The following is a 20,181-nucleotide window of genomic DNA, read 5'->3' on the forward strand; positions in this document are numbered from 1 at the left end:
CCGTTTAGGGATAGGTAATCAATTAAAAATCAGCATCAAAGCTAATTTTTTGAGCTTCTGAATCGTTGTTCATTACCCCGGCTTTTTGGTATTCTGCTACTCTTTTTTCAAAGAAATTGGTTTTTCCTTGTAGCGAAATCATATCCATAAAGTCGAACGGATTGGAAGAATTGTAGACTCTTTCACATCCTAATTCTACTAATAGGCGGTCGGCAACAAACTCCAAATATTGGGTCATCAATGTAGAGTTCATACCAATCAAACTTACCGGAAGTGACTCGGTGATAAATTCTCTTTCGATAGTTAAAGCATCGGTAATAATTTCGGTAATTCTAGCTTTTGAAACTTTATTTACCAAATGATGGTTGTGTAAATGCACCGCAAAATCACAATGCACCCCTTCGTCACGCGAAATCAATTCGTTTGAAAAGGTCAAGCCAGGCATTAAACCTCTTTTTTTCAACCAAAAAATCGAACAAAATGCCCCTGAGAAGAAAATTCCTTCAACTGCAGCAAAAGCAATTAATCGTTCTGCAAATGAATCCGATTTAATCCAACGCAAAGCCCAGTTGGCTTTCTTTTGAATAGCCGGAAATACTTCAATAGCGTGAAATAAAATGTTTTTTTCTTTTTCGTCTTTTACATACGTATCAATCAATAACGAATAGGTTTCGCTGTGGATGTTTTCCATCATAATTTGGAAACCGTAGAAAAATTTAGCTTCGGGATATTGCACTTCGTTTACAAAGTTTTCCGCTAAATTTTCATTTACAATACCATCTGAAGCTGCAAAAAAAGCTAATATGTGCTTGATAAAATACTTTTCATCGTCATTTAACTTGGTATTCCAATCGGTTAAATCTTGATGTAAATCAATTTCTTCTGCGGTCCAGAAACTGGCTTCCATTTTTTTGTACCATTCCCAAATGTCGTGATGCTTAATGGGAAAAATAACAAATCTGTCTTTATTTTCTTGCAAAATAGGTTCTACTGCTGCCATCTTTTTCTTTTATTTTTTAGTAAGTGGATTAAATGTGGGTTCTTAAGAGTTACAAAGATTGCAATTCAAAATGGTAAATGAAAGTCAAACTTATTCACAATCGGGCTTAGTTTTTAACAACGGATGAGGTTTTTCTTACCTGGAAATTAAAACTTCAAAAACTTGAATATCAGACACTTGAAAACGTGTTTGTTAGCGATAGAAAGGAAAAAAGTAAAATTTTTAAGAAATAATTAGGCAGGAAAGTAAGCCAAAAAATTACTTTTCTTTATGGTACTCTTCCCCCACTTTTTCGAGTTCTTGATACCATTGTTCACCAAATTTTCTAACGAGAGCTTCTTTGACGAATTTATAAACCGGAACTTCCAATTCTTTACCTAAAGAACAGGCCGGACTACAAATGTCCCAACGGTGATAATTTACGGCTGCAAAATCGGAAAAGTCCTTAACTCGAATGGGATACAAGTGACACGAAACCGGTTTTTTCCAAGCCACAACACCTTGATTGTAGGCTTGCTCGATGCCACACAAAGCCGTCTTTCCATCAAAAATCACGTAGGCACAATCTTTTCCGTTGATTAAAGGGGTTTCCAATTCCCCATCGGCTCCAGTAATCCAAGTTCCTTGTTTTTCAATCGCTTCAATACCTTCTTTTCGTAAAAACGGTTTTACTTTAGGAAAAATTTCTTCCAAAATTTTGGCTTCATCCTTGTTCAAAGGAGCTCCGGCATCGCCATCTACGCAACAAGCCCCATGACAAGCTGTTAAATTGCATACAAATTCTTTTTCCAGAATTTCCTCAGACACGATAGTTTTTCCTAATTGAAACATTTTTTGGATATACGAATGATTGGTACAAAGGTACAAAGGTTTGAGGAAAATTGACTCAAATTATTAACGGTATTTTAGGGAAAAGCCACTTTAAAAACTTTAATTTTGTCCCAAAATACAGAATAATGGAAATTGATTTGCGAGAAATATTTACGGCTACAATGGTCCTCTTTGCCGTGATAGATATAGTAGGTAGTATTCCTATTATTATAGATTTGAGACAAAAAGTAGGACATATCCAATCTGAAAAAGCTTCGTTGGTAGCAGCTTGCATCATGATTGCGTTTTTATTTGTGGGAGAAACTATTTTGAGTTTAATTGGTATTGATATTAATTCGTTTGCTGTGGCGGGTTCGTTTGTATTGTTTTTTTTAGCCTTGGAAATGATTTTGGGTATCCGTTTGTATCGAGATGAAAATCATGGTTCAGCTTCTATTGTTCCCATTGCCTTTCCTTTGATTGCCGGTGCCGGAACGATGACGACTATACTTTCTATAAGGGCCGAATTTCAAACGGTAAATATTATCATTGCCATCGTATTAAACATAATCTTAGTGTATGGTGTTCTCAAATCTTCATCAAGAATTGAACGTTTTTTAACCCAAAACGGATTAAGCGTTATCCGAAAAGTATTTGGGGTTGTACTTTTGGCTATTGCTGTAAAATTATTTGCAGCTAATGTTAAAGGTCTTTTTGAATAAATACAGAAAATGTATCTTTGTTTTAATTACCGGAAAGAATGAAAATTTTTACTTACATAGTTATTGCTTTAGCCTTTGGTTTAATTGTTTTTAATGTATTTCAATTGGACTTTGAGAATTTGACAGATGACAACAGTTTGATTGCCTTGATTGGTATTGTTGCTGCCTTTTGTGCCATATTGATATTGTTGATTTTCAAAATGTCAAAATCAATAGAAGATAAACTAAACGACCGCTAAATTCATGTTGGATGTTTTAATTATTGGAGGTGGTGTTTCTGGAGTTTCGTGTGCCCTTTTATTGGGGTCTGCTCATTCCAAACCTTTTGCATCTGATAAAAATATTGCCTTGATTGCTCATCAAAAAGCTTCTTCATTACAAGATGCTTTATTCAATAATGCATATGGAATTGAAGCCGGGAAATTAGGCCGTGAATTACTTTCCGAAAGTTTAACACATCTTTCTGCTACTTATCCGCATATTCTACAAATTCCAAACGAAAAAGTTTTGAAAATTGAAGGAGAAAACCAAAATTTTCTGGTAACTACAAACAAAAATATTTACCAAACCAAATTGGTAGTTATTGGCATTGGAGCCGGAAATCCGTTTACCATTGAAGGTTTGGAAGAATATGTAATTCCACACCAAAAAGCCAACCCGGAGAAAAACCGTATTCAATTGAAAAACCACGACCATTTAGTAAAAGACGGTGTTTACGTTTGTGGCACATTGGCCGGATGGCGAAGTCAATTATCGATTGCTTCCGGAAGCGGAGCTGCTGTTGCGACAGATATTTTAACGTTGTGGAATGGCGGGGTGCACGTTCAAGTGCATGATAGTATAAAGAAGTAGCAGTTGGTTGTAAAACCAAACTTAAAACCTGATACATATCCAAAGGGTAATAAGGTAAAGCAATACCGAAATTAAAAATTTACCTATTCAACACTTCCAGTATCATCAAATCTGATTTCAAAATCAGTTCGTAGTAGCGTTCTTCATCAAACAACTGACGAGCAAATTCAGCCATCAGATAGTTTTTTACAAGTTCTGAATGGGTTTGTAAACTCAAAGATACTCCGTTTGATTTAAGGTATTTTTCAAAGCTTTTGACATAATCACTTGAAGATTCAAATTTGGATTTAAATGCATCAAAAGTCATTCCTTCATAAACTTTACGGTTTTGATCTAATTGTTCAAACACAAAATAACTGACTATGCCGGATTGCATGAGCATCTCGGTGGCTTCGTCACCATGTTTTCCGTTTAAAGGCACAAATACATCAGGAATAATTCCGCCACCACCATAAACCGTTCTGCCTTTAAGGGTTTTAAATTTTAGACTGTCGGCTACTTTAATACTGTCTTTTTGATAGAGTTCACCGTTGCGATAGCGTTTTTCAAACTCGTTAAAATAGGCATCATTCCCATCGTTATACGGTTTTTGAATTGATCTTCCGGAAGGGGTGTAATATCTTGCAACAGTTAATCGCACGGCAGAACCGTCGCCCAAAGGCATCTCACGTTGTACCAATCCTTTTCCAAAGGAACGACGCCCCACAACCAAGCCTCTATCGTTATCCTGAATAGCTCCGGCTAGAATTTCTGAGGCAGAAGCTGAATTTTCATTAATAAGGACTACAACTTTTCCGTTTTCAAATAATCCATTGGGGGTTGCTTTGGTTTTATCTACCCTTCCTTTTTTGTTTTTTGTAGATACAATGGGAGCTTCATTAACCAAAAAATCATCAGCTATTTTTACAGCTTGATCCAAATAGCCCCCTCCATTATCTCTTACATCTAAAACTATAGTTTTTGCCCCTTGTTTTTTTAATTTTAGTAAGCCTTCTTTAAATTCTTTATAGGTTGATTCTGCAAATCGATTGATTTTTATAAAACCCACATCGGGGCTAATCATAAGAGCTATATCTACACTTTTAATGGGAATAACATCTCTTTTTAATTTGACTTTGAGTTGTTTGTTTTCACTTTTTCGAAAGAGAGTAAGTGTCACTTCAGAACCAACTTGACCTTTTAATCGGGAAAACAAAGAATCATTAGGGAGTTTCTTACCAAACAATTTGTATTGATCGGCAAATAAAATTCGGTCGCCTGCTTTAATTCCTGCTTTTTCAGAGGGTCCTCCCCGTAAAGGCTTTATAACTGCAACCGAATCTTTGTACATATAAAAATTTACACCTATACCCACAAAATCTCCACGCATAGATTCGGCCACTTCATCAAACTCGTTTTTTGAAATGTAAACCGAATGAGGATCCAGTTTTTCCAAAATACCGTTAACGGTTAGGTCTACAATACTATCGGTATCTATGGGGTCTACATAATCCCGCTCAATAAAATCAATTAATCGATTGAGTTTGTTTTTGTATCCATTGGAAGATGCGGTAGGATGAGGAGCAAAACGGTACCATCTTTCGCCAATTAATACCCCAAGGGCAATTGCCGAAAAAAGCAGTAAGGGACCGTAAACTTTTTTAATTTTCACTTCTGTCTAAAAATATTTTAGCATTAATCATCCAAGTTAGCTATCAATTCTACCTCAACACCTGCTTTCTCTAGAAACTGAATTCCACTATCATCTTTGTATCCCTCATGATAAACGACTCTTTTTATACCGGATTGATGAATAAGCTTACTGCATTCTTTACAAGGAGAAAGCGTAATATATAATGTGGCTCCTTCACACGATTGAGTAGAACCGGCAACTTTCAAAATGGCATTGGCTTCAGCATGTAGTACATACCATTTGGTAACTCCGGACTCGTCTTCACAGCAATTTTCAAAACCTGATGGCGTTCCATTGTACCCATCTGAAATTATCATTCGATCTTTTACAATAATAGCACCTACTTGTTTCCTTTTGCAATACGAAAGACGACTCCATTCTTTAGCAATACGAAGGTAAGCCTTATCGTATTTATTCAATTTCTTTTTATTCATTTTTTAACAGCCCTTTCAATTTATTTCCAAATATCACTCTCAACAATCATCGGTAATACCACCCCAACAATAAAGGAAGACATAACCAATGTCCAATCTCTTTTTGAAAAACGAAAAAAAGTTTGAACTATGTATGAAAGTATCAAAACCCCAAGTACTACTATAATTTGAGCTGCCTCTATACCCAAAGCAAATTCCAAAAGAGGGAGCAATTTATCTGAATTATCGCCTGGTAAGATCACCTTAAAGTAATTGGAAAAGCCCAAACCGTGTATGATTCCGAAAAACAAAGTTACAAAGGCAACAAAAGTTATGCTTTCTTTTTTAGCCGATTTTCCGGCAGTAAACAAATGAAACAACGCAGTAATTAAAATAGTAATTGGAATTAAAAACTCTACCAAACTTGCTTTAATTATCAGTACTTCATAGACAGCTAAAATCAAAGCCAAAGTGTGACCTAAGGTAAAAAGAGATACCAATAAAAGCACTCTTTTCCAATCTTTAAATGCATAAGGAACCGATAAAGCCATGAGAAAAAGCACGTGGTCATAACCGTTGATATCGAGCACGTGTTTTAAACCCAAGTTGAAGTATAACCAAAATTCAGACATAGATTCTTAAATTAAAATTTAGGGAATCCAAACTTACGATTTATTTTCTATAAACTCCTTTTTGTAGTTTTAAATTTGATGTTAAACCCAGATACATCTATTGGACATTTTTTAAAAAAATGCTAAAAAAAATTGGAAATAGAATTATATTTGCACAACTATTTAAAACAAACTTATGTCAATTTCAGATTTATTTGATAGCGGATTTAAAAACAGAAATAAGGGTCACTTTTCGGCTATTGTTCGCGTTGCTTTGAGCGATGGAGAAATTACTCCGGAAGAGAGAGAATTCATTGACCGACTGGCCAAAAATCTTGAAATCTCCAAAGATGAGTATGAAGAGATTATGGAAAACCCAATGAAATATCCAATCAATCCTCCCTATCTTTACATTCACCGTTTGGAGCGTTTGTATGATTTGGCCCGAATGGTATATGCAGATCACGTTTTAGGTCCAAAACAAAAAGAAATTTTAATCAAATTTGCACTAGCTTTGGGATTCACCCCGGGAAACGTAGTTTATATTGTAGATAAAGCCTTATCGCTTTTGGTCTTGAATGTAGATTTGGATACCTTTTTGTTCGAAATGCAAAACATGAATAAATAACAAAAAACAATAAAAGAACATGCCCCAAAAAAGTTAGACACTATTTGGGGCATTTTTTATGTAGTTTAAATATATTTTTTTAACTATTAAACTATTTATACTTCGCCATAAACTCTTCGGCTTTTTCTACCATTTTACGGCTACCGCAAAAGAAAGGAACGCGTTGATGCAATTCGGTGGGTTGGATTTCCATAATGCGTTGGTATCCGTCTGAGGCTTTACCACCGGATTGTTCGGCTAAAAAAGCCATAGGATTGCATTCATACAACAATCGGAGTTTACCGTTTGGTGCTTTTGAACTCGTTGGGTAAATATAAATACCCCCTTTAATCATATTGCGATGAAAATCGGAAACCAAACTTCCAATGTAACGAGAAGTATAGGGACGATCTTCTTCTTCTAACTGACAATACTTGATGTAATCTTTAACGCCTTGGGGAAAATGCACATAATTTCCCTCATTGATAGAATAGATTTTACCGGTTTCGGCATACGTCATATTGGGATGTGAAAGATAAAAAGTCCCTATAGCTGGGTTTAAAGTAAATCCATTCACCCCATGACCGGTTGTATAAACCAACATCGTCGAAGTTCCATAAATTACATAACCCGCCGCCACTTGATTTACACCGGGTTGCAGAAAATCTTCCAAGGTTACCGGAGTTCCCACCGGCGTTTTACGTCTGAAAACGGAAAAAATAGTACCCACTGAAACGTTTACATCAATGTTAGACGAGCCGTCCAAAGGATCCATCAACACCACATATTTGTTGTTGTGTGAATTATCGCTTCCCGCAACCGTAATAAAATCGTCACTTTCTTCAGAGGCTATACCACATACAATTTCACGGTTAATAAGGGTTTGAATAAATACTTCATTGGCATATACATCCAACTTTTGTTGGTCTTCGCCTTGAATGTTTTGTTCGCCTACCGCTCCAACAATGTCAACCAATCCGGCTTTGTTTACTTTGTAATTGACTACTTTGGCTGCCAATCGAATCGAGTTGATTATGCGTGATAATTCTCCGGTTGAATATTGAAATTCTTCTTGTTTCTCGATGATAAATTCACCAAGGGTTTTGTTTCTTTCTTCCATTACGAAAACGTTGTAGTTGTGTTTGTGGCACAAATATCGAAATTTTTGTGATACAAATAAGATTATTATTTTGTTAGGTTAAAGAATTGTATTTTTGTTCCGGTTTTATTGTTATGATAAGTTGTGAAAAGCAGAAACTTAATTCAAAAATGAATGTCAGAAAAGGAAAAATAACCGATATGCCCGCCGTCTTAAGTTTGATACAAGAACTCGCTGTTTTTGAGAAAGAACCGGATGCGGTTGTCGTTACGGTTGCCGATTTGGAACGTGATGGTTTTGGTGAAAATCCCCTTTTTCAAACCTTTGTAGCAGAAACAAATGGCGAAGTTATAGGTATGGCATTGTATTACTATCGGTATTCCACATGGAAAGGCAAAACAATTCATTTAGAAGATTTAATTGTAAGAGAAGCCCATCGGGGTACCGGAGCGGGCTTGGCATTATACACTGAAATCATGAAGCAAGGCCAAAAAGACGGTGTGCGACGTATAGAATGGAACGTTTTGGATTGGAACGAACCCGCCATTCGTTTCTATGAAAAATCCGGGGCTAAAGTATTAGAGGATTGGCGAGTAGTACAAATGAATGAGGAAGGAATAAAACGATTTTTGATTGAAGAATAATGGTTCTTGAAGATAAAAATTGACACATTGCCAAATAGGCAAATTGACACATTAAACGTATGAAAATATTCAAATTTGGAGGTGCTTCTGTAAAAGATGCCGAAGGTGTAAAAAACGTATTGTCTGTTTTACAAAAAGTAGGTCACGAGGATGTTTTACTCGTAATTTCAGCCATGGGAAAAACCACAAATGCGTTGGAATTGGTAATCAAACATTATTTTGAAAAATCCCCCGAATTGAAAGCTTCAATTCAAGAAGTGCGAAAGTATCATAACCAAATATTATTAGAACTTTTTGAAGACGATAAACATCCGGTTTTTAAGACTGTAAATGTTCATTTTGAAGAATTGGATTATTTTTTAAGTCACAATAAATCGCCAAATTACAACTTTGTGTATGACCAAGTTGTGAGTTACGGTGAAATTATTTCAACCACCATTGTGAGTCATTATTTTAATTATTGTGGATTGAAAAACAACTGGTTGGATGTGCGACAATTCATTAAGACCGATGCTACGTATCGCGATGCGATTGTAGATTGGGAACAAACACAAAAATTAATTTCAAAAAATGTAAAGAAAAAAGCCTTGAACATTACACAAGGTTTTTTGGGTTCTGATGAAAATAACTTTACAACTACTTTGGGTCGAGAAGGTTCAGATTACACGGCCGCTATTTTTGCTTATTGTTTGAATGCCGAAAGCGTAACTATTTGGAAAGATGTACCCGGGGTTTTGAATGCTGATCCTCGGTATTTTGAAAATGCGATTTTGCTGAATCAAATATCCTATCGCGAAGCCATCGAATTGGCGTTTTACGGTGCTTCTGTAATTCACCCAAAAACGTTGCAACCCCTGCAAAAAAAGGAAATTCCGTTGTTTGTAAAATCATTTGTGAATCCGCTTTTGCCCGGAACAAGAGTATATAAAGGTGCCGATTTAGAACCGCAAACGTCGTGTTTTATAGTGAAAAAAAATCAATTATTGATTTCGCTCTCCTCTATTGATTTTTCGTTTATTATGGAAGAAAATATCAGTGAGATTTTTGCACTTTTCCACCAATACAAAATAAAAGTAAGTTTAATCCAAAATACGGCCATTAGCTTTTCGGTTTGTATTGAAGATAAATTTGGAAACTTCCCGGAATTAAAATCAATCTTGTCCAAAAAGTTTAAAGTATCCTACAACGAAAATGTATCGCTTTATACCATTCGCCATTTCACAGAAAAAGCTGCTCAAATGGTAGAGGAAAATAAAACCGTTTTGGTAAAACAAATTAGTAGAGAAACGTTGCAGGTTGTAACGAAAGAGTAATTTTTGGGTTTCTGGTTTTAGGTCTCCTAGTTTTGTCATACCACCATAGGAGGTGTCTTATTAACTTGTTAAACCAATAAAAAACATCCATTTTTAATTTTGTTTAATCTTTTGTTAAAAATATTAAACAAGATATTTTATCCTCTACCTTTACATTCTAATTCTAAAAAAAATTAAAATGAAACTAATCAAAACATTAACCGCATTATCATTTGTTGGAATAATTTTATCCTCGTGTGGTGAAGCCAAAAAAGAAGAAGTTGTAGAAGAAGTTGTAACTACAGAAGAAGCAGTGCCGGTAGTTGAAACCCCAAACCTTGTAGGAGTTGCCTCAAGCAATGCCGACTTTAGCACGCTAGTTGCTGCTGTAGGAGCAGCCGAATTGGTAGAAACCTTAAGCGGAGAAGGTCCTTTTACTGTTTTTGCACCTACTAATGCTGCCTTTGAAAAACTTCCTGCCGGAACTGTTGAAACTTTATTGAAACCCGAAAACAAAGAAAAATTAACGTCAGTGTTGACTTATCATGTAGTTGCAGGAAAATTTGAAGCTGCTCAAGTAATTGAAGCTATCAACACCAATAAAGGTAAATTTGAAGTAGCAACTGTGCAAGGTGAAAAAATCACATTAAGTCTTGAAGATGGAAAGGTAGTTCTTACTGATGCTAAAGGAGGAAAATCAACGGTTGTTCTACCGGACGTACCCGCTTCAAACGGAGTAATACACGCCATTGATTCAGTTGTTATGCCTAAATAAAAGTGTTACTTTTTTTCATGAAAAGAGTTGTTTTGTGATGAAACAACTCTTTTTTTTTAGATTTCAAAAATACCATATCTTAAAGAAGTTAAATTTAAAAAGTGTAGATTAAAAATTTAGATTAAAACAAAACTTGCTTCGTGATTTCTAAAGACCCTAAATTTATAGTATTTCCCCATGTTTTAACCTTCAAAAATACTACTTTTGAGTTTTTGGAGTTTGTATAACTATGCTTAAAAAGTGCATTTGGGGAATTTTTTTTCTTTTCATTTCCGGGTTGTATGCTCAGGAAAATGAATCTTTATATCAAAAAAAGCGAGTTCTCATTACCCAAGACACTTTAGTTCTCAGCCCTAGCGGAATCAGCAAATCCTATTTTAAACTCCAAAACCTCTCGGGAACATCAATCGATACGAGTAGATACCAAACAAACTTTGTTAAAGGCTTACTTATTTTCAAACCCGGTTTACGCCCACAAGACTCTGTTGAAATTTCATATTTGCTATATCCCAAATTCCTAACCCAAACTTACAGTGTTTACGATTCTTCCAAGATTGTGCCTAATGCAAAAGGGAACGGACTTTTATACAGTTTGTCCAATGATTCTAAAACCACATATAAACCCTTTGACGGACTGACAACTTCGGGAAGTATAACGCGAGGGGTAACAATTGGCAACAATCAAAATGCGGTTGTCAACTCAAACTTGGACTTACAAATTACGGGAAAACTTTCTGATAAAGTTAGTTTAAGAGCTTCTATACAGGACAGTAATATTCCGTTGCAGGATGGCGGGTATTCCCAACGATTAGACGAATTTGATCAAATATTTATTGAGCTCTATTCACAGGATTGGTCATTACGTGCCGGTGATTTATTTTTAGAAAATCGAAAATCGAAGTTACTTAATTTTTCCAAGAAAGTACAGGGTGTCTCATCTCAATTTGTGTTTGGAGAAAACGGAAACAAAACCACCGTATTTGGGGCCGGAGCCTTGGTTAGAGGACAATATGCTCGTAGTAATTTTACGGGACAGGAAGGCAATCAAGGCCCTTACAAACTGAGAGGAAACAACGGAGAATTGTATGTTTTGGTTATATCCGGTTCGGAACGGGTATTTGTTAACGGAATTTTGGTACAACGCGGAGAAAACAACCAATATACTATTGATTACAATGCAGGAGAAGTGACTTTTACCTCTTTGTTTCCGATTACTTCCGAAATGCGAATTGTAATAGAATACCAGTATTCGGATAGAAGCTATAATCGTTTTGTGGCTTATGGAGGAGTTGTACATGAAAGAGAAAAATGGCAAATTGGTGGATTTTTTTACAATGAAAACGATGTAAAAAATCAACCTCTTCAACAAAATTTAACAGCAGAACAAGTAATGGTATTGCAAAATGCGGGAGATAATTTAGCTCTGATGAATGCTTCTTCCGCTTATGCAGATAGTTTTTCTGAAAATAAAATTTTATATCGAAAAGTAACCGTTGCCGGAACAACTTATTTTGAATTTTCAAACAATCCGGATGATGAATTATTCAATGTACGATTTACTTTGGTGGGCAATAACCAAGGAAATTATATTTTAGCAAACAATCAAGCGATTGGAAAAATTTATGAATATGTAGCCCCAGTAGATGGTGTTCCACAAGGAAATTATGAACCTGTAATCCGACTTATCGCTCCTACGCAAATTCAAATGGCTACCCTTATGGGAAAATACAACCCTTCAGAAAAAACCAATGTAGCATTTGAGGTTGGTTTAAGTAGAAATGACCTGAATTTGTTTTCTTCTTTGGATGATGCCGACAATCAAGGTGTTGCCTTACAATGGGAAGCCCAACAACGATTATGGACTCGAAATTGGACCCTGGATGCCTTTGCAAACCTTAATTTTATAGACCAAAACTTTAGAACCATAGAACGATTATTTACTATCGAATTTGGTAGAGATTGGAATTTAAATCAACCTCAAGGAAATCAAAGGTATTTGATTGCCGGACTACGATGGCAACTTCCTCAAAAAAGCAGTGCTGTTTATCAAGTAGAGACACTTGATTTTTCTGAAAATTACAGTGGAATTCGTCATGTTTTTAATGGTCATTTTCGCAACAAAAATTGGAACGTTACCCAAAGTAGTAGTATCATGCAAAACCAATCCGGTAGTATTGAAACCCGTTTTGGAAGAAACGATTCCGCCTTGCGATACGATTGGGGGAAAAATTGGTCCGGTACCTCTGTTCGGATGGAAGATTATCAGGAAAAAAATACGGTTTTAGAAACATTTAGCCCATTAAGTCAACGTTTTACAGAGTATGGCATTTTTTCGGGAAGAGGAGATACTACAAAAGTTTACATGGAAATAGGGTATTTACACCGAATTAATGACAGTTTGCAAAACGGTATATTAACCCGGGTAAATCGTTCAAACACTTATTTTCTTAAATCTCGATTGCTTCAAAACTCTACTTCCGATTTGACGGCCTTTATATCCTATCGGAATTTAAAATTTGAAGACCGAGCAATTCCTACGGAAACCTCTCTCAATTCCAGAATCTTATACAACGGCAGGTTTTTTAAACAACTTGTAAATACTACAACATTGTATGAGACCGCTGCAGGTACACTTCCGCAACAAGAGTTTACGTATTTGGAAGTAGAACCCGGCAGAGGACTTTACATGTGGAACGATTATAATAACAACGGCATTCAGGAACTTCAAGAATTTGAAATTGCTCCTTTTCCGGATCAAGCCAAATACATTCGGGTTTTTCTTCCGAATCAAATTTTTATAAAAACCCATCAAGTGAAATTTTCGCAATCCCTAAGTATCAATCCCGGAATTTGGCAAAATGAAACCGGATTGAAAAAATTTCTCTCGCATTTTTACCAGCTCACTTCGTTTACTACAGACCGAAAAACAATTCGTTCAAATGACACATTCAACTTAAATCCGTTTAGTTCATCAGAAGATGCTATATTGGGATTGTCCACAACATGGCAAAGCAGTCTTTTTTTCAATCGTGGCAAACAAAAACACAGCAGCACTTACACTTATTCGAAATCTGAGGTTACCAATTTGTTATCGGTAGGATTACAAGAAAGTAGTTCGCAACAACATTTTATTCAATATTCTCATTTGTATCAAAAAAGTTGGCTTTTTCAATGCGGAATTAAATCGATATCTTCTGCTTTTTATGCCGATTCATTTGAGGCAAGAAATTTTAAAACTCAAGGCTGGTTGGCACTTCCAAAAATTAGTTATCTGTTTTCAAAAAATGCGAGCTGGGATATTTTTTACCAATATCAAAATAAAGAAAACAAAATAGGGTTTGAAGAAACTTTACAACAAAATCTTTTGGGTACATCCTTTAACTTTTCGGGAGTAAAACAGTTTACACTTAACGGAGAGTTCAATTACATTGCTAATACCTTTACCGGCGACCCCCTTTCTGCTGTGGGATTTCAAATGTTGGAAGGATTACAACCCGGAAAAAATCAAACTTGGAGACTTTTAATTCAGAAAAGCCTAACTCAATTTTTAGATTTAAACTTAAGCTATCAAGGGCGAAAAAGTGAAACGAGCAATGCAATACACACCGGAAGCGTTCAATTGCGTGCCTTCTTTTAAGAGGTTTGTTAAAATGTAAAATTTAAGGTGATATTTCCTTATATTTGAATTTCAAATCATTCAAATTATGAAATCGAAATTTTACTTAGCCATAGCTTTAGCCCTATTTCTGACACAATCTTCATGTAAAAAAGAAGAAACGGTTTCTACTCAAGAAACCCCTGAGGCAGAAAAAGCCAAAGTTGAATCGGCAACTCCGGCAACTCCGGCACCGGCAACAGAAACAAATACTGCCGGGCAACCTCCAAAATTGAATCCACCCCATGGACAACCTTACCACCGATGTGAAATAGCCGTTGGAGCTCCTCTAGACGGAAGTTCGGCCACGCCTCAAGCGTTGCCAACGGCACAAACCTCGGCTCCAAAATCTTTTTTTAAAGAAGTAAAACCCACCGAAACCGTTGCTCCAGCTGCACCGTCACAGGTAACTCAGACTATAACAAATGGTCAAGTAAATACAACTCAAACCGGCGGTGCAAAAATAACCACCACCACTACTCCTTCTAATTCCACAACTCAAGTAAATACTCCCAAGCCTAAAATAAATCCGGCTCATGGCCAACCTCATCATCGTTGTGATATTAAAGTAGGAGATCCGCTTCCGGATGCTTAGTTGTTATTTAAAATCATAAAAAAACAAAACCTCGTAAACAGTAAGTCTACGAGGTTTTTTTGTGAAGTTTCTTAGGCTATTTGATGTGAAAACTTATAAGACATTCCTATTTAAAATAATGAATATACCTTAATCTACACCAAAAAAAACAAAACCTCGAAAACATAGCGTTTTCGGGGTTTTAAGTGGAGAAGATGGGGCTCGAACCCACGACCTTTTGGCTGCCAGCCAAACGCTCTAGCCAACTGAGCTACATCCCCAATACGGCAGCAAATATAATATAATTCCTTTTGAAAATCCAAATATGCCCAAACAAAATAAAAATACCGATTCAATTGACTTAAAAAAGCCATTTCAAAAGAATTCAAATAAACAGAAATCGCTATTTTTACAAAAATTTGATTCTTATGTCAAACCCGGGCACCTTAAACACAACTATTGCTCATTATATTGCTCATATAACTTTTGGGCATCCTTCCGGTAATTCATTTCCCAGTTCACTTTTGCTGGAATTATCGGAAACGTTACATCAATTAAGCGAAAACAATCTGGTTCGAGTGATTGTATTGCAAAGTGAAGGAATAGGCCCGTTTTGTGCCGGAGCTTCTTTTGATGAACTGCTAGCTGTTTCCGATTTATTAAAAGGAACACACTTTTTTTCGGGCTTTGCCAATGTGCTAAATGCCATGAGAAAATGCAAAAAAATTATTATTGGTAGAGCTCAAGGCAAAGTTGTAGGTGGTGGAGTTGGATTGCTTTCTGCTTGCGATGTGGTTTATGCTACATCTGATGCAGCTGTTAAACTTTCGGAAATTGCTATTGGAATTGGCCCATTTGTGATTGAACCCGCTGTCTCACGAAAAATTGGAAAAACGGCTATGTCAGATTTGGCTTTGCATCCGCAAACCTGGAAAACGGCATCATGGGCATTAGAAAAAGGTTTGTATAATGCTGTATTTGATTCGGCAGAATCAATGGATTTAGCTTTGGCTAACTATACTCAAACTTTGGCTCAAAGTAACCCTGAGGCTTTAGAAAATTTTAAAAAAATTCTTTGGGAAGGTACTGAAGATTGGGATTCAGTTTTGTATGAAAGAGCTTCAATATCCGGTAAACTTGTACTTTCTGATTTTACTAAAAATGCATTAGCCAGTTTTAAAAAATGAAAAATCTCTTTTTACTCATTCAATCGGACGTTATAGACGAAAAACTAAAAAATGCACCGGATGGCGATTACCAAATTGGAATCTGGATTGGTTCTTTATTGCCTTTTGTAGTTTTGGTAGGCCTAGCCTATTGGATGTATTATACAGCGAAAAAGAAGGAAAAAAATAACTAGTTTAGCTACCTTTGCAGCAAATAAATTCAAATGACAAAAATCAGAATCACAAAACAATTCAACTTTGAAACCGGACATGCCTTGTACGGTTATGATGGGAAATGTAAAAATGTTCACGGACACAGCTATAAGCTTTCGGTTACGGTTATAGGCGAACCTATAAGCGATTCAAATCATGTGAAATTTGGAATGGTGATAGATTTTGGGGATTTGAAAAAAATTGTTCGTGAAGAGATTGTTGATGTTTTTGATCATGCCACGGTTTTTAATCAAAATACACCGCACATAGAATTAGCTCACGAACTTCAACAAAGAGGTCATCACGTAATCTTGGTTCCTTATCAACCTACAAGCGAAAATATGGTTACAGATTTTGCTGAGAAAATTCAAAAACGATTGCCTCAAAATATTGTTTTGCATTCATTGAAACTACAGGAAACCGAAACTTCGTATGCCGAGTGGTTTGCTTCAGACAATCCAAAATAGTTTAAAATGAATAAAGGTGCCGTAAAAATATATTTCGCTTCAGACCAGCATTTTGGTGCTCCCACTCAAGAGGCAAGTTTTCCCAGAGAACAAAAATTTGTGGCTTGGCTGGATGAAATTAAGCACGATGCTACAGCACTTTTTTTATTGGGCGATTTGTTTGATTTTTGGTTTGAATACAAAACGGTTGTACCTAAAGGTTTTGTTCGTGTTTTGGGAAAACTAGCCGAACTTCGCGACAGCGGAATTCCCATTTATTTTTTTGTAGGCAATCACGATTTATGGATGCATGATTATTTTGAAAAAGAGTTAAACATTCCGGTTTTTCACGACAATCAAGAATATACGTTTAACGGAAAAACATTTTTAATTGGTCATGGCGATGGGAAAGGTCCCGGTGACAAAGGCTACAAACGCATGAAAAAAGTGTTTACCAATCCGTTTTCAAAATGGTTGTTTCGGTGGTTGCATCCCGACATTGGGGTGAAACTGGCTCAATATCTTTCTGTAAAAAACAAATTGATTTCCGGTGCCGAAGATGTTAAATTTCTAGGCGAAGAAAACGAATGGCTCGTACAATATGCCAAACGAAAACTCACTTTCAAACACTATAATTATTTTGTTTTCGGACATCGGCATTTGCCCCTACAATTGGAAGTAGGTGAAAACTCTACCTATATCAACTTAGGCGATTGGATTGGTTATTTTACGTATGGCGTATTTGATGGAGAAAAAATGGAGTTGAAAGAATTTAAAAACTAACGAATAGCTTTCGCTCTTAATTGTGTCGTAACCGTTCCATTGAACTCATTTTCATCAATACAAAAGGCCATTTCAAACGGTTGGTAATTTTGGGTTAGCTCCAATTTTTTTCCTAAACCAAAACCTATTACACCCAAACCTTCTGAGTTATTTTGTTTGACAAATAATTTCAAATGTTCATTGTTTTGACCTAAGGTTTTTCCGTAACCGGTATCTGTTAGATTTTTTGCCATAAAAACCGGCGTCATATTTTCTGGACCAAAAGGTTCAAATTGGTTTAAAATACGAATTAATTTCGGATTAATTTCTGTTAATTCTATTTCGGCATCAATCGATATTTCGGGAATTAGCAAATCGGGATGAATGGTTTCTTGTACTACTTTTTCAAACGCTTCTTTGAATTGCAAATAATTCTCCTCTTTCAATGTCATTCCGGCTGCATACATATGTCCGCCAAACTGCTCTAAATGTTCGGAGCATTTTTCCAACGCATTATACACATCAAAATCTTTTACAGAACGAGCTGAAGCGGCTAATTTATCGCCACTTTTTGTAAAAACTAAAGTTGGTCTATAATACGTTTCTGTTAATCGAGAGGCCACAATTCCAATTACACCTTTGTGCCAATTTTCATTGTAAACAACCGTTGTGAAATTATCTTTTTCGTTGTTTTCTTCAATTTGAGCTAAAGCTTCAATGGTGATTTGTTTGTCTAAATCTTTTCTATCTGCATTATATCCTTCAATTTCAGAAGCAAATTGTTCGGCTTGTTCTAAATTGAATTCTGTCAACAATTCTACCGCATGATTGCCGTGTTTGATTCTTCCAGCGGCATTAATTCGGGGAGCAATGATAAAAACGACATCGGTAATGGTAAGACTTTTTTTCTTTATATTTTGAATCAACGCTTTGATTCCCGGTCTTGGGTTAGAGTTGATAACTTCTAAACCAAATTTGGCTAAAATGCGATTTTCTCCCGTAATCGGGACAATATCTGCGGCAATAGCTGTGGCAACCAAATCTAAATACGGAACCAAATCGGCAATCGTTTCACCTCTGTTTTGAGCCAATGCCTGAACTAATTTAAACCCCACTCCGCAACCGCAAAGTTCATCGTAAGGATAGGTGCAATCACTTCTTTTGGGGTCTAAAACTGCAATAGCTTCGGGTAAATTTTCGCCCGGCCGATGGTGATCACAAATGATAAAATCAATATTTTTTTCTTTGGCATAGGCCACATGATCTATAGATTTTATACCGCAATCTAAGGCAATAATCAATGGAAAATCATTGTCATCGGCAAAGTCAATTCCTTTATATGAAATCCCGTAACCTTCGTCATACCGATCCGGAATGTAAGTGGCGACATTTGGATAAAAACTTCTTAAATAGGAAGAAACCAAAGAAACTGCCGTAGTTCCATCTACATCATAATCGCCAAAAACTAAAATATTTTCGTGATTGGCTATCGCTTTTTCAATTCGAGCCACGGCTTTATCCATATCCTGCATCAAATACGGATTGTGTAATTGCTCTAATTGAGGTCTGAAAAAAAGTTTGGCTTCTTCATATGTGGTGATATTCCGTTGAATGAGGAGAGAAGCAACCAAGGGACTTACGTTCAATTGAGTTGCCAATTGAATCACCTGATTTTCTTGAGGTTTGGGTTTGAGATTCCATCTCATACGATATTATTTTAATGGCTTATATTGAAACAGTGTGAAAAAACAATTTCACATCTACAGTAGCGAATTTACGAAACATTTCCATGACTCCGCAATATTTTTCAACCGATAAATCTACGGCCTTTTTTAATTTTGCCTCGTCTAAATTGGAACCATAAAAATGGTATTCTAATTGTACCGCATCATAAATTTTGGGGTGTTCATCGGTTAAGTTTGCTTTAGCATCTATATGAAAATCAGAAATTTCTAGTTTCATTTTTTGAATTAGTGAAGCTACATCCAACCCGGAACATCCGGCCAGAGCTGAAAGCATTAAAGCTTTAGGTCGCAAACCATTACCTTCTCCACCATTTTCAGGTCCGGCATTTATCCAAAGGGTCTCACCGCTAGGATTAGACGATTCAAATTGCATAGAGCCTCTCCAAAAGGTTTTAACTATCTGTTCACTCATGAGGTATTTGTTTATTAGATTTCCCGGCAACCACAACTACAATTTCGCCTTTGGCGGGTTTTGTTTCAAAATGTTTTAAAACTTCTGTAGCTGTGCCTCGTATGGTTTCTTCATGCAATTTCGACAATTCTCTAGATACTGAAACCCCCCTTTCCGGACCAAAATACTGAACAAACTCGGCCAAAGTTTTATTTAATTTATGAGGTGAAACATAAAAAATGAGTGTTCGGGTCTCTTCAGACAAAGCCAAAAAACGGGTTTGTCTTCCTTTTTTGTCGGGTAAAAATCCTTCAAATACAAATTTATCATTGGGAAAACCACTATTCACCAAGGCAGGAACAAAAGCAGTAGCTCCAGGCAAACACTCAACATCTATGCTCTTTTCTATACAGGCTCTTGTGAGCAAAAATCCGGGATCGGAAATAGCCGGTGTTCCGGCATCTGAAATTAAAGCAATGGTTTCTCCAGCTTGTAAACGTTTGATTATTCCTTCTACGGTTTTGTGTTCGTTATGCATATGATGACTTTGCATTGGAGTAGAAATCTCAAAATGCTTTAACAATTTTCCGCTGTTTCTGGTATCTTCGGCAAGAATACAATCAACCTCTTTGAGCACTTTGATAGCTCTAAAGGTCATATCTTCCAGATTTCCGATAGGCGTTGGAACAATGTAAAGTTTACTCATGAATTTGGTTTAGGTATAGTAAAAAA

22 protein-coding genes and 1 tRNA gene are annotated in these 20,181 nt (G+C 36.2%); 13 read left to right on the plus strand and 10 right to left on the minus strand.

Features of this window, described 5'->3' with window-relative positions; genetic code table 11:
• Positions 1–22 precede the first annotated feature (22 nt).
• Together V7M80_RS00360 and V7M80_RS00365 are read right to left on the minus strand one after the other, a co-directional pair.
• Positions 23–1,000: a ribonucleotide-diphosphate reductase subunit beta gene (locus V7M80_RS00360; protein WP_333693209.1), complete on the minus strand. Its 978-nt coding sequence runs from the start codon at positions 998–1,000 to the stop codon at positions 23–25.
• A 258-nt stretch (positions 1,001–1,258) separates the two neighbouring features.
• Positions 1,259–1,831: a DUF3109 family protein gene (locus V7M80_RS00365; protein WP_333693211.1), complete on the minus strand. Its 573-nt coding sequence runs from the start codon at positions 1,829–1,831 to the stop codon at positions 1,259–1,261.
• Positions 1,832–1,953: 122 nt separating this feature from the next.
• Between V7M80_RS00365 and V7M80_RS00370 the strand changes: the two genes are divergently transcribed.
• From V7M80_RS00370 to V7M80_RS00380, 3 genes are read left to right on the plus strand one after another with little or no spacing between them, the layout of a single operon-like run.
• Positions 1,954–2,532: a MarC family protein gene (locus V7M80_RS00370; RefSeq protein ID WP_442902332.1), complete on the plus strand. Its 579-nt coding sequence runs from the start codon at positions 1,954–1,956 to the stop codon at positions 2,530–2,532.
• 38 nt (positions 2,533–2,570) lie between these two features.
• A complete protein-coding gene (locus tag V7M80_RS00375) occupies positions 2,571–2,771 on the plus strand; it encodes a hypothetical protein (RefSeq protein WP_333693215.1) in 201 nt (66 codons plus the stop codon).
• 4 nt (positions 2,772–2,775) lie between these two features.
• Positions 2,776–3,384, plus strand: a complete 609-nt coding sequence (locus V7M80_RS00380) for an FAD-dependent oxidoreductase (protein ID WP_333693216.1) — start codon at positions 2,776–2,778, stop codon at positions 3,382–3,384.
• A 79-nt stretch (positions 3,385–3,463) separates the two neighbouring features.
• On the opposite strand, the gene V7M80_RS00385 is transcribed toward V7M80_RS00380, so the two are convergent.
• Genes V7M80_RS00385 through V7M80_RS00395 form a run of 3 tightly spaced genes read right to left on the minus strand, consistent with a single transcriptional unit; the run spans position 3,464 to position 6,101 of the window.
• Complete coding sequence (locus V7M80_RS00385) at positions 3,464–5,035, minus strand: S41 family peptidase (protein ID WP_333693217.1); 1,572 nt, start codon at positions 5,033–5,035, stop codon at positions 3,464–3,466.
• A 23-nt stretch (positions 5,036–5,058) separates the two neighbouring features.
• The gene (locus tag V7M80_RS00390) at positions 5,059–5,490 is read right to left on the minus strand and encodes a deoxycytidylate deaminase (RefSeq protein ID WP_333693218.1); all 432 of its coding nucleotides are present in this window, start codon (positions 5,488–5,490) and stop codon (positions 5,059–5,061) included.
• Positions 5,491–5,510: 20 nt separating this feature from the next.
• Complete coding sequence (locus V7M80_RS00395) at positions 5,511–6,101, minus strand: HupE/UreJ family protein (protein WP_333693219.1); 591 nt, start codon at positions 6,099–6,101, stop codon at positions 5,511–5,513.
• A gap of 175 nt (positions 6,102–6,276) precedes the next feature.
• Between V7M80_RS00395 and V7M80_RS00400 the strand changes: the two genes are divergently transcribed.
• Complete coding sequence (locus tag V7M80_RS00400) at positions 6,277–6,708, plus strand: tellurite resistance TerB family protein (protein ID WP_333693221.1); 432 nt, start codon at positions 6,277–6,279, stop codon at positions 6,706–6,708.
• A 91-nt stretch (positions 6,709–6,799) separates the two neighbouring features.
• On the opposite strand, the gene fbp is transcribed toward V7M80_RS00400, so the two are convergent.
• The gene (fbp, locus tag V7M80_RS00405; RefSeq protein WP_333693222.1) at positions 6,800–7,807 is read right to left on the minus strand and encodes a class 1 fructose-bisphosphatase; all 1,008 of its coding nucleotides are present in this window, start codon (positions 7,805–7,807) and stop codon (positions 6,800–6,802) included.
• A gap of 149 nt (positions 7,808–7,956) precedes the next feature.
• On the opposite strand from fbp, the gene V7M80_RS00410 reads away from it, so the two are divergent.
• The 5 genes from V7M80_RS00410 (at position 7,957) to V7M80_RS00430 (ending at position 14,747) form a co-directional block, all read left to right on the plus strand.
• Positions 7,957–8,430 carry a GNAT family N-acetyltransferase gene (locus V7M80_RS00410; protein ID WP_333693224.1) on the plus strand — a complete coding sequence of 158 codons (474 nt, stop codon included), beginning with the start codon at positions 7,957–7,959 and terminating at the stop codon, positions 8,428–8,430.
• Positions 8,431–8,489: 59 nt separating this feature from the next.
• Entirely contained in the window at positions 8,490–9,743 is a 1,254-nt protein-coding gene (locus tag V7M80_RS00415) for an aspartate kinase (protein ID WP_333693225.1), read from the plus strand.
• Positions 9,744–9,921: 178 nt separating this feature from the next.
• Positions 9,922–10,497 (plus strand): fasciclin domain-containing protein, encoded by a 576-nt coding sequence (locus tag V7M80_RS00420; protein ID WP_333693227.1) that lies wholly within the window; start codon positions 9,922–9,924, stop codon positions 10,495–10,497.
• Positions 10,498–10,726: 229 nt separating this feature from the next.
• Complete coding sequence (locus V7M80_RS00425) at positions 10,727–14,134, plus strand: hypothetical protein (protein ID WP_333693229.1); 3,408 nt, start codon at positions 10,727–10,729, stop codon at positions 14,132–14,134.
• Between the two features lie 67 nt (positions 14,135–14,201).
• Positions 14,202–14,747: a hypothetical protein gene (locus V7M80_RS00430; protein WP_333693231.1), complete on the plus strand. Its 546-nt coding sequence runs from the start codon at positions 14,202–14,204 to the stop codon at positions 14,745–14,747.
• 186 nt (positions 14,748–14,933) lie between these two features.
• Here the strand turns inward: V7M80_RS00430 and V7M80_RS00435 are convergent.
• Positions 14,934–15,007: transfer RNA gene (locus V7M80_RS00435), tRNA-Ala, on the minus strand.
• A 147-nt stretch (positions 15,008–15,154) separates the two neighbouring features.
• On the opposite strand from V7M80_RS00435, the gene V7M80_RS00440 reads away from it, so the two are divergent.
• From V7M80_RS00440 to V7M80_RS00455, 4 genes are read left to right on the plus strand one after another with little or no spacing between them, the layout of a single operon-like run.
• Complete coding sequence (locus tag V7M80_RS00440) at positions 15,155–15,913, plus strand: enoyl-CoA hydratase/isomerase family protein (protein WP_333693233.1); 759 nt, start codon at positions 15,155–15,157, stop codon at positions 15,911–15,913.
• Complete coding sequence (locus V7M80_RS00445; RefSeq protein WP_333693235.1) at positions 15,910–16,086, plus strand: hypothetical protein; 177 nt, start codon at positions 15,910–15,912, stop codon at positions 16,084–16,086. The genes V7M80_RS00440 and V7M80_RS00445 overlap by 4 nt, the downstream gene beginning before the upstream one ends.
• A gap of 30 nt (positions 16,087–16,116) precedes the next feature.
• The gene (locus tag V7M80_RS00450; protein WP_333693236.1) at positions 16,117–16,572 is read left to right on the plus strand and encodes a 6-pyruvoyl trahydropterin synthase family protein; all 456 of its coding nucleotides are present in this window, start codon (positions 16,117–16,119) and stop codon (positions 16,570–16,572) included.
• Positions 16,573–16,578: 6 nt separating this feature from the next.
• A complete protein-coding gene (locus tag V7M80_RS00455) occupies positions 16,579–17,334 on the plus strand; it encodes a UDP-2,3-diacylglucosamine diphosphatase (protein ID WP_333693238.1) in 756 nt (251 codons plus the stop codon).
• Here V7M80_RS00455 and recJ read toward each other — a convergent pair.
• Genes recJ through rsmI form a run of 3 tightly spaced genes read right to left on the minus strand, consistent with a single transcriptional unit; the run spans position 17,331 to position 20,155 of the window.
• On the minus strand, positions 17,331–19,019 hold the full coding sequence (gene recJ / locus V7M80_RS00460) for a single-stranded-DNA-specific exonuclease RecJ (RefSeq protein ID WP_333693240.1): 1,689 nt from the start codon (positions 19,017–19,019) through the stop codon (positions 17,331–17,333). The two genes, V7M80_RS00455 and recJ, sit on opposite strands and share 4 nt — an antisense overlap.
• 19 nt (positions 19,020–19,038) lie before the next feature.
• A complete protein-coding gene (locus V7M80_RS00465; protein WP_333693241.1) occupies positions 19,039–19,470 on the minus strand; it encodes an OsmC family protein in 432 nt (143 codons plus the stop codon).
• Positions 19,463–20,155 (minus strand): 16S rRNA (cytidine(1402)-2'-O)-methyltransferase, encoded by a 693-nt coding sequence (gene rsmI / locus V7M80_RS00470; RefSeq protein WP_333693242.1) that lies wholly within the window; start codon positions 20,153–20,155, stop codon positions 19,463–19,465. Before rsmI ends, V7M80_RS00465 begins: the two co-directional genes overlap by 8 nt.
• Positions 20,156–20,181 lie beyond the last annotated feature (26 nt).

Source organism: Flavobacterium sp. (genome assembly GCF_036759525.1).
Classification (GTDB): domain Bacteria; phylum Bacteroidota; class Bacteroidia; order Flavobacteriales; family Flavobacteriaceae; genus Flavobacterium.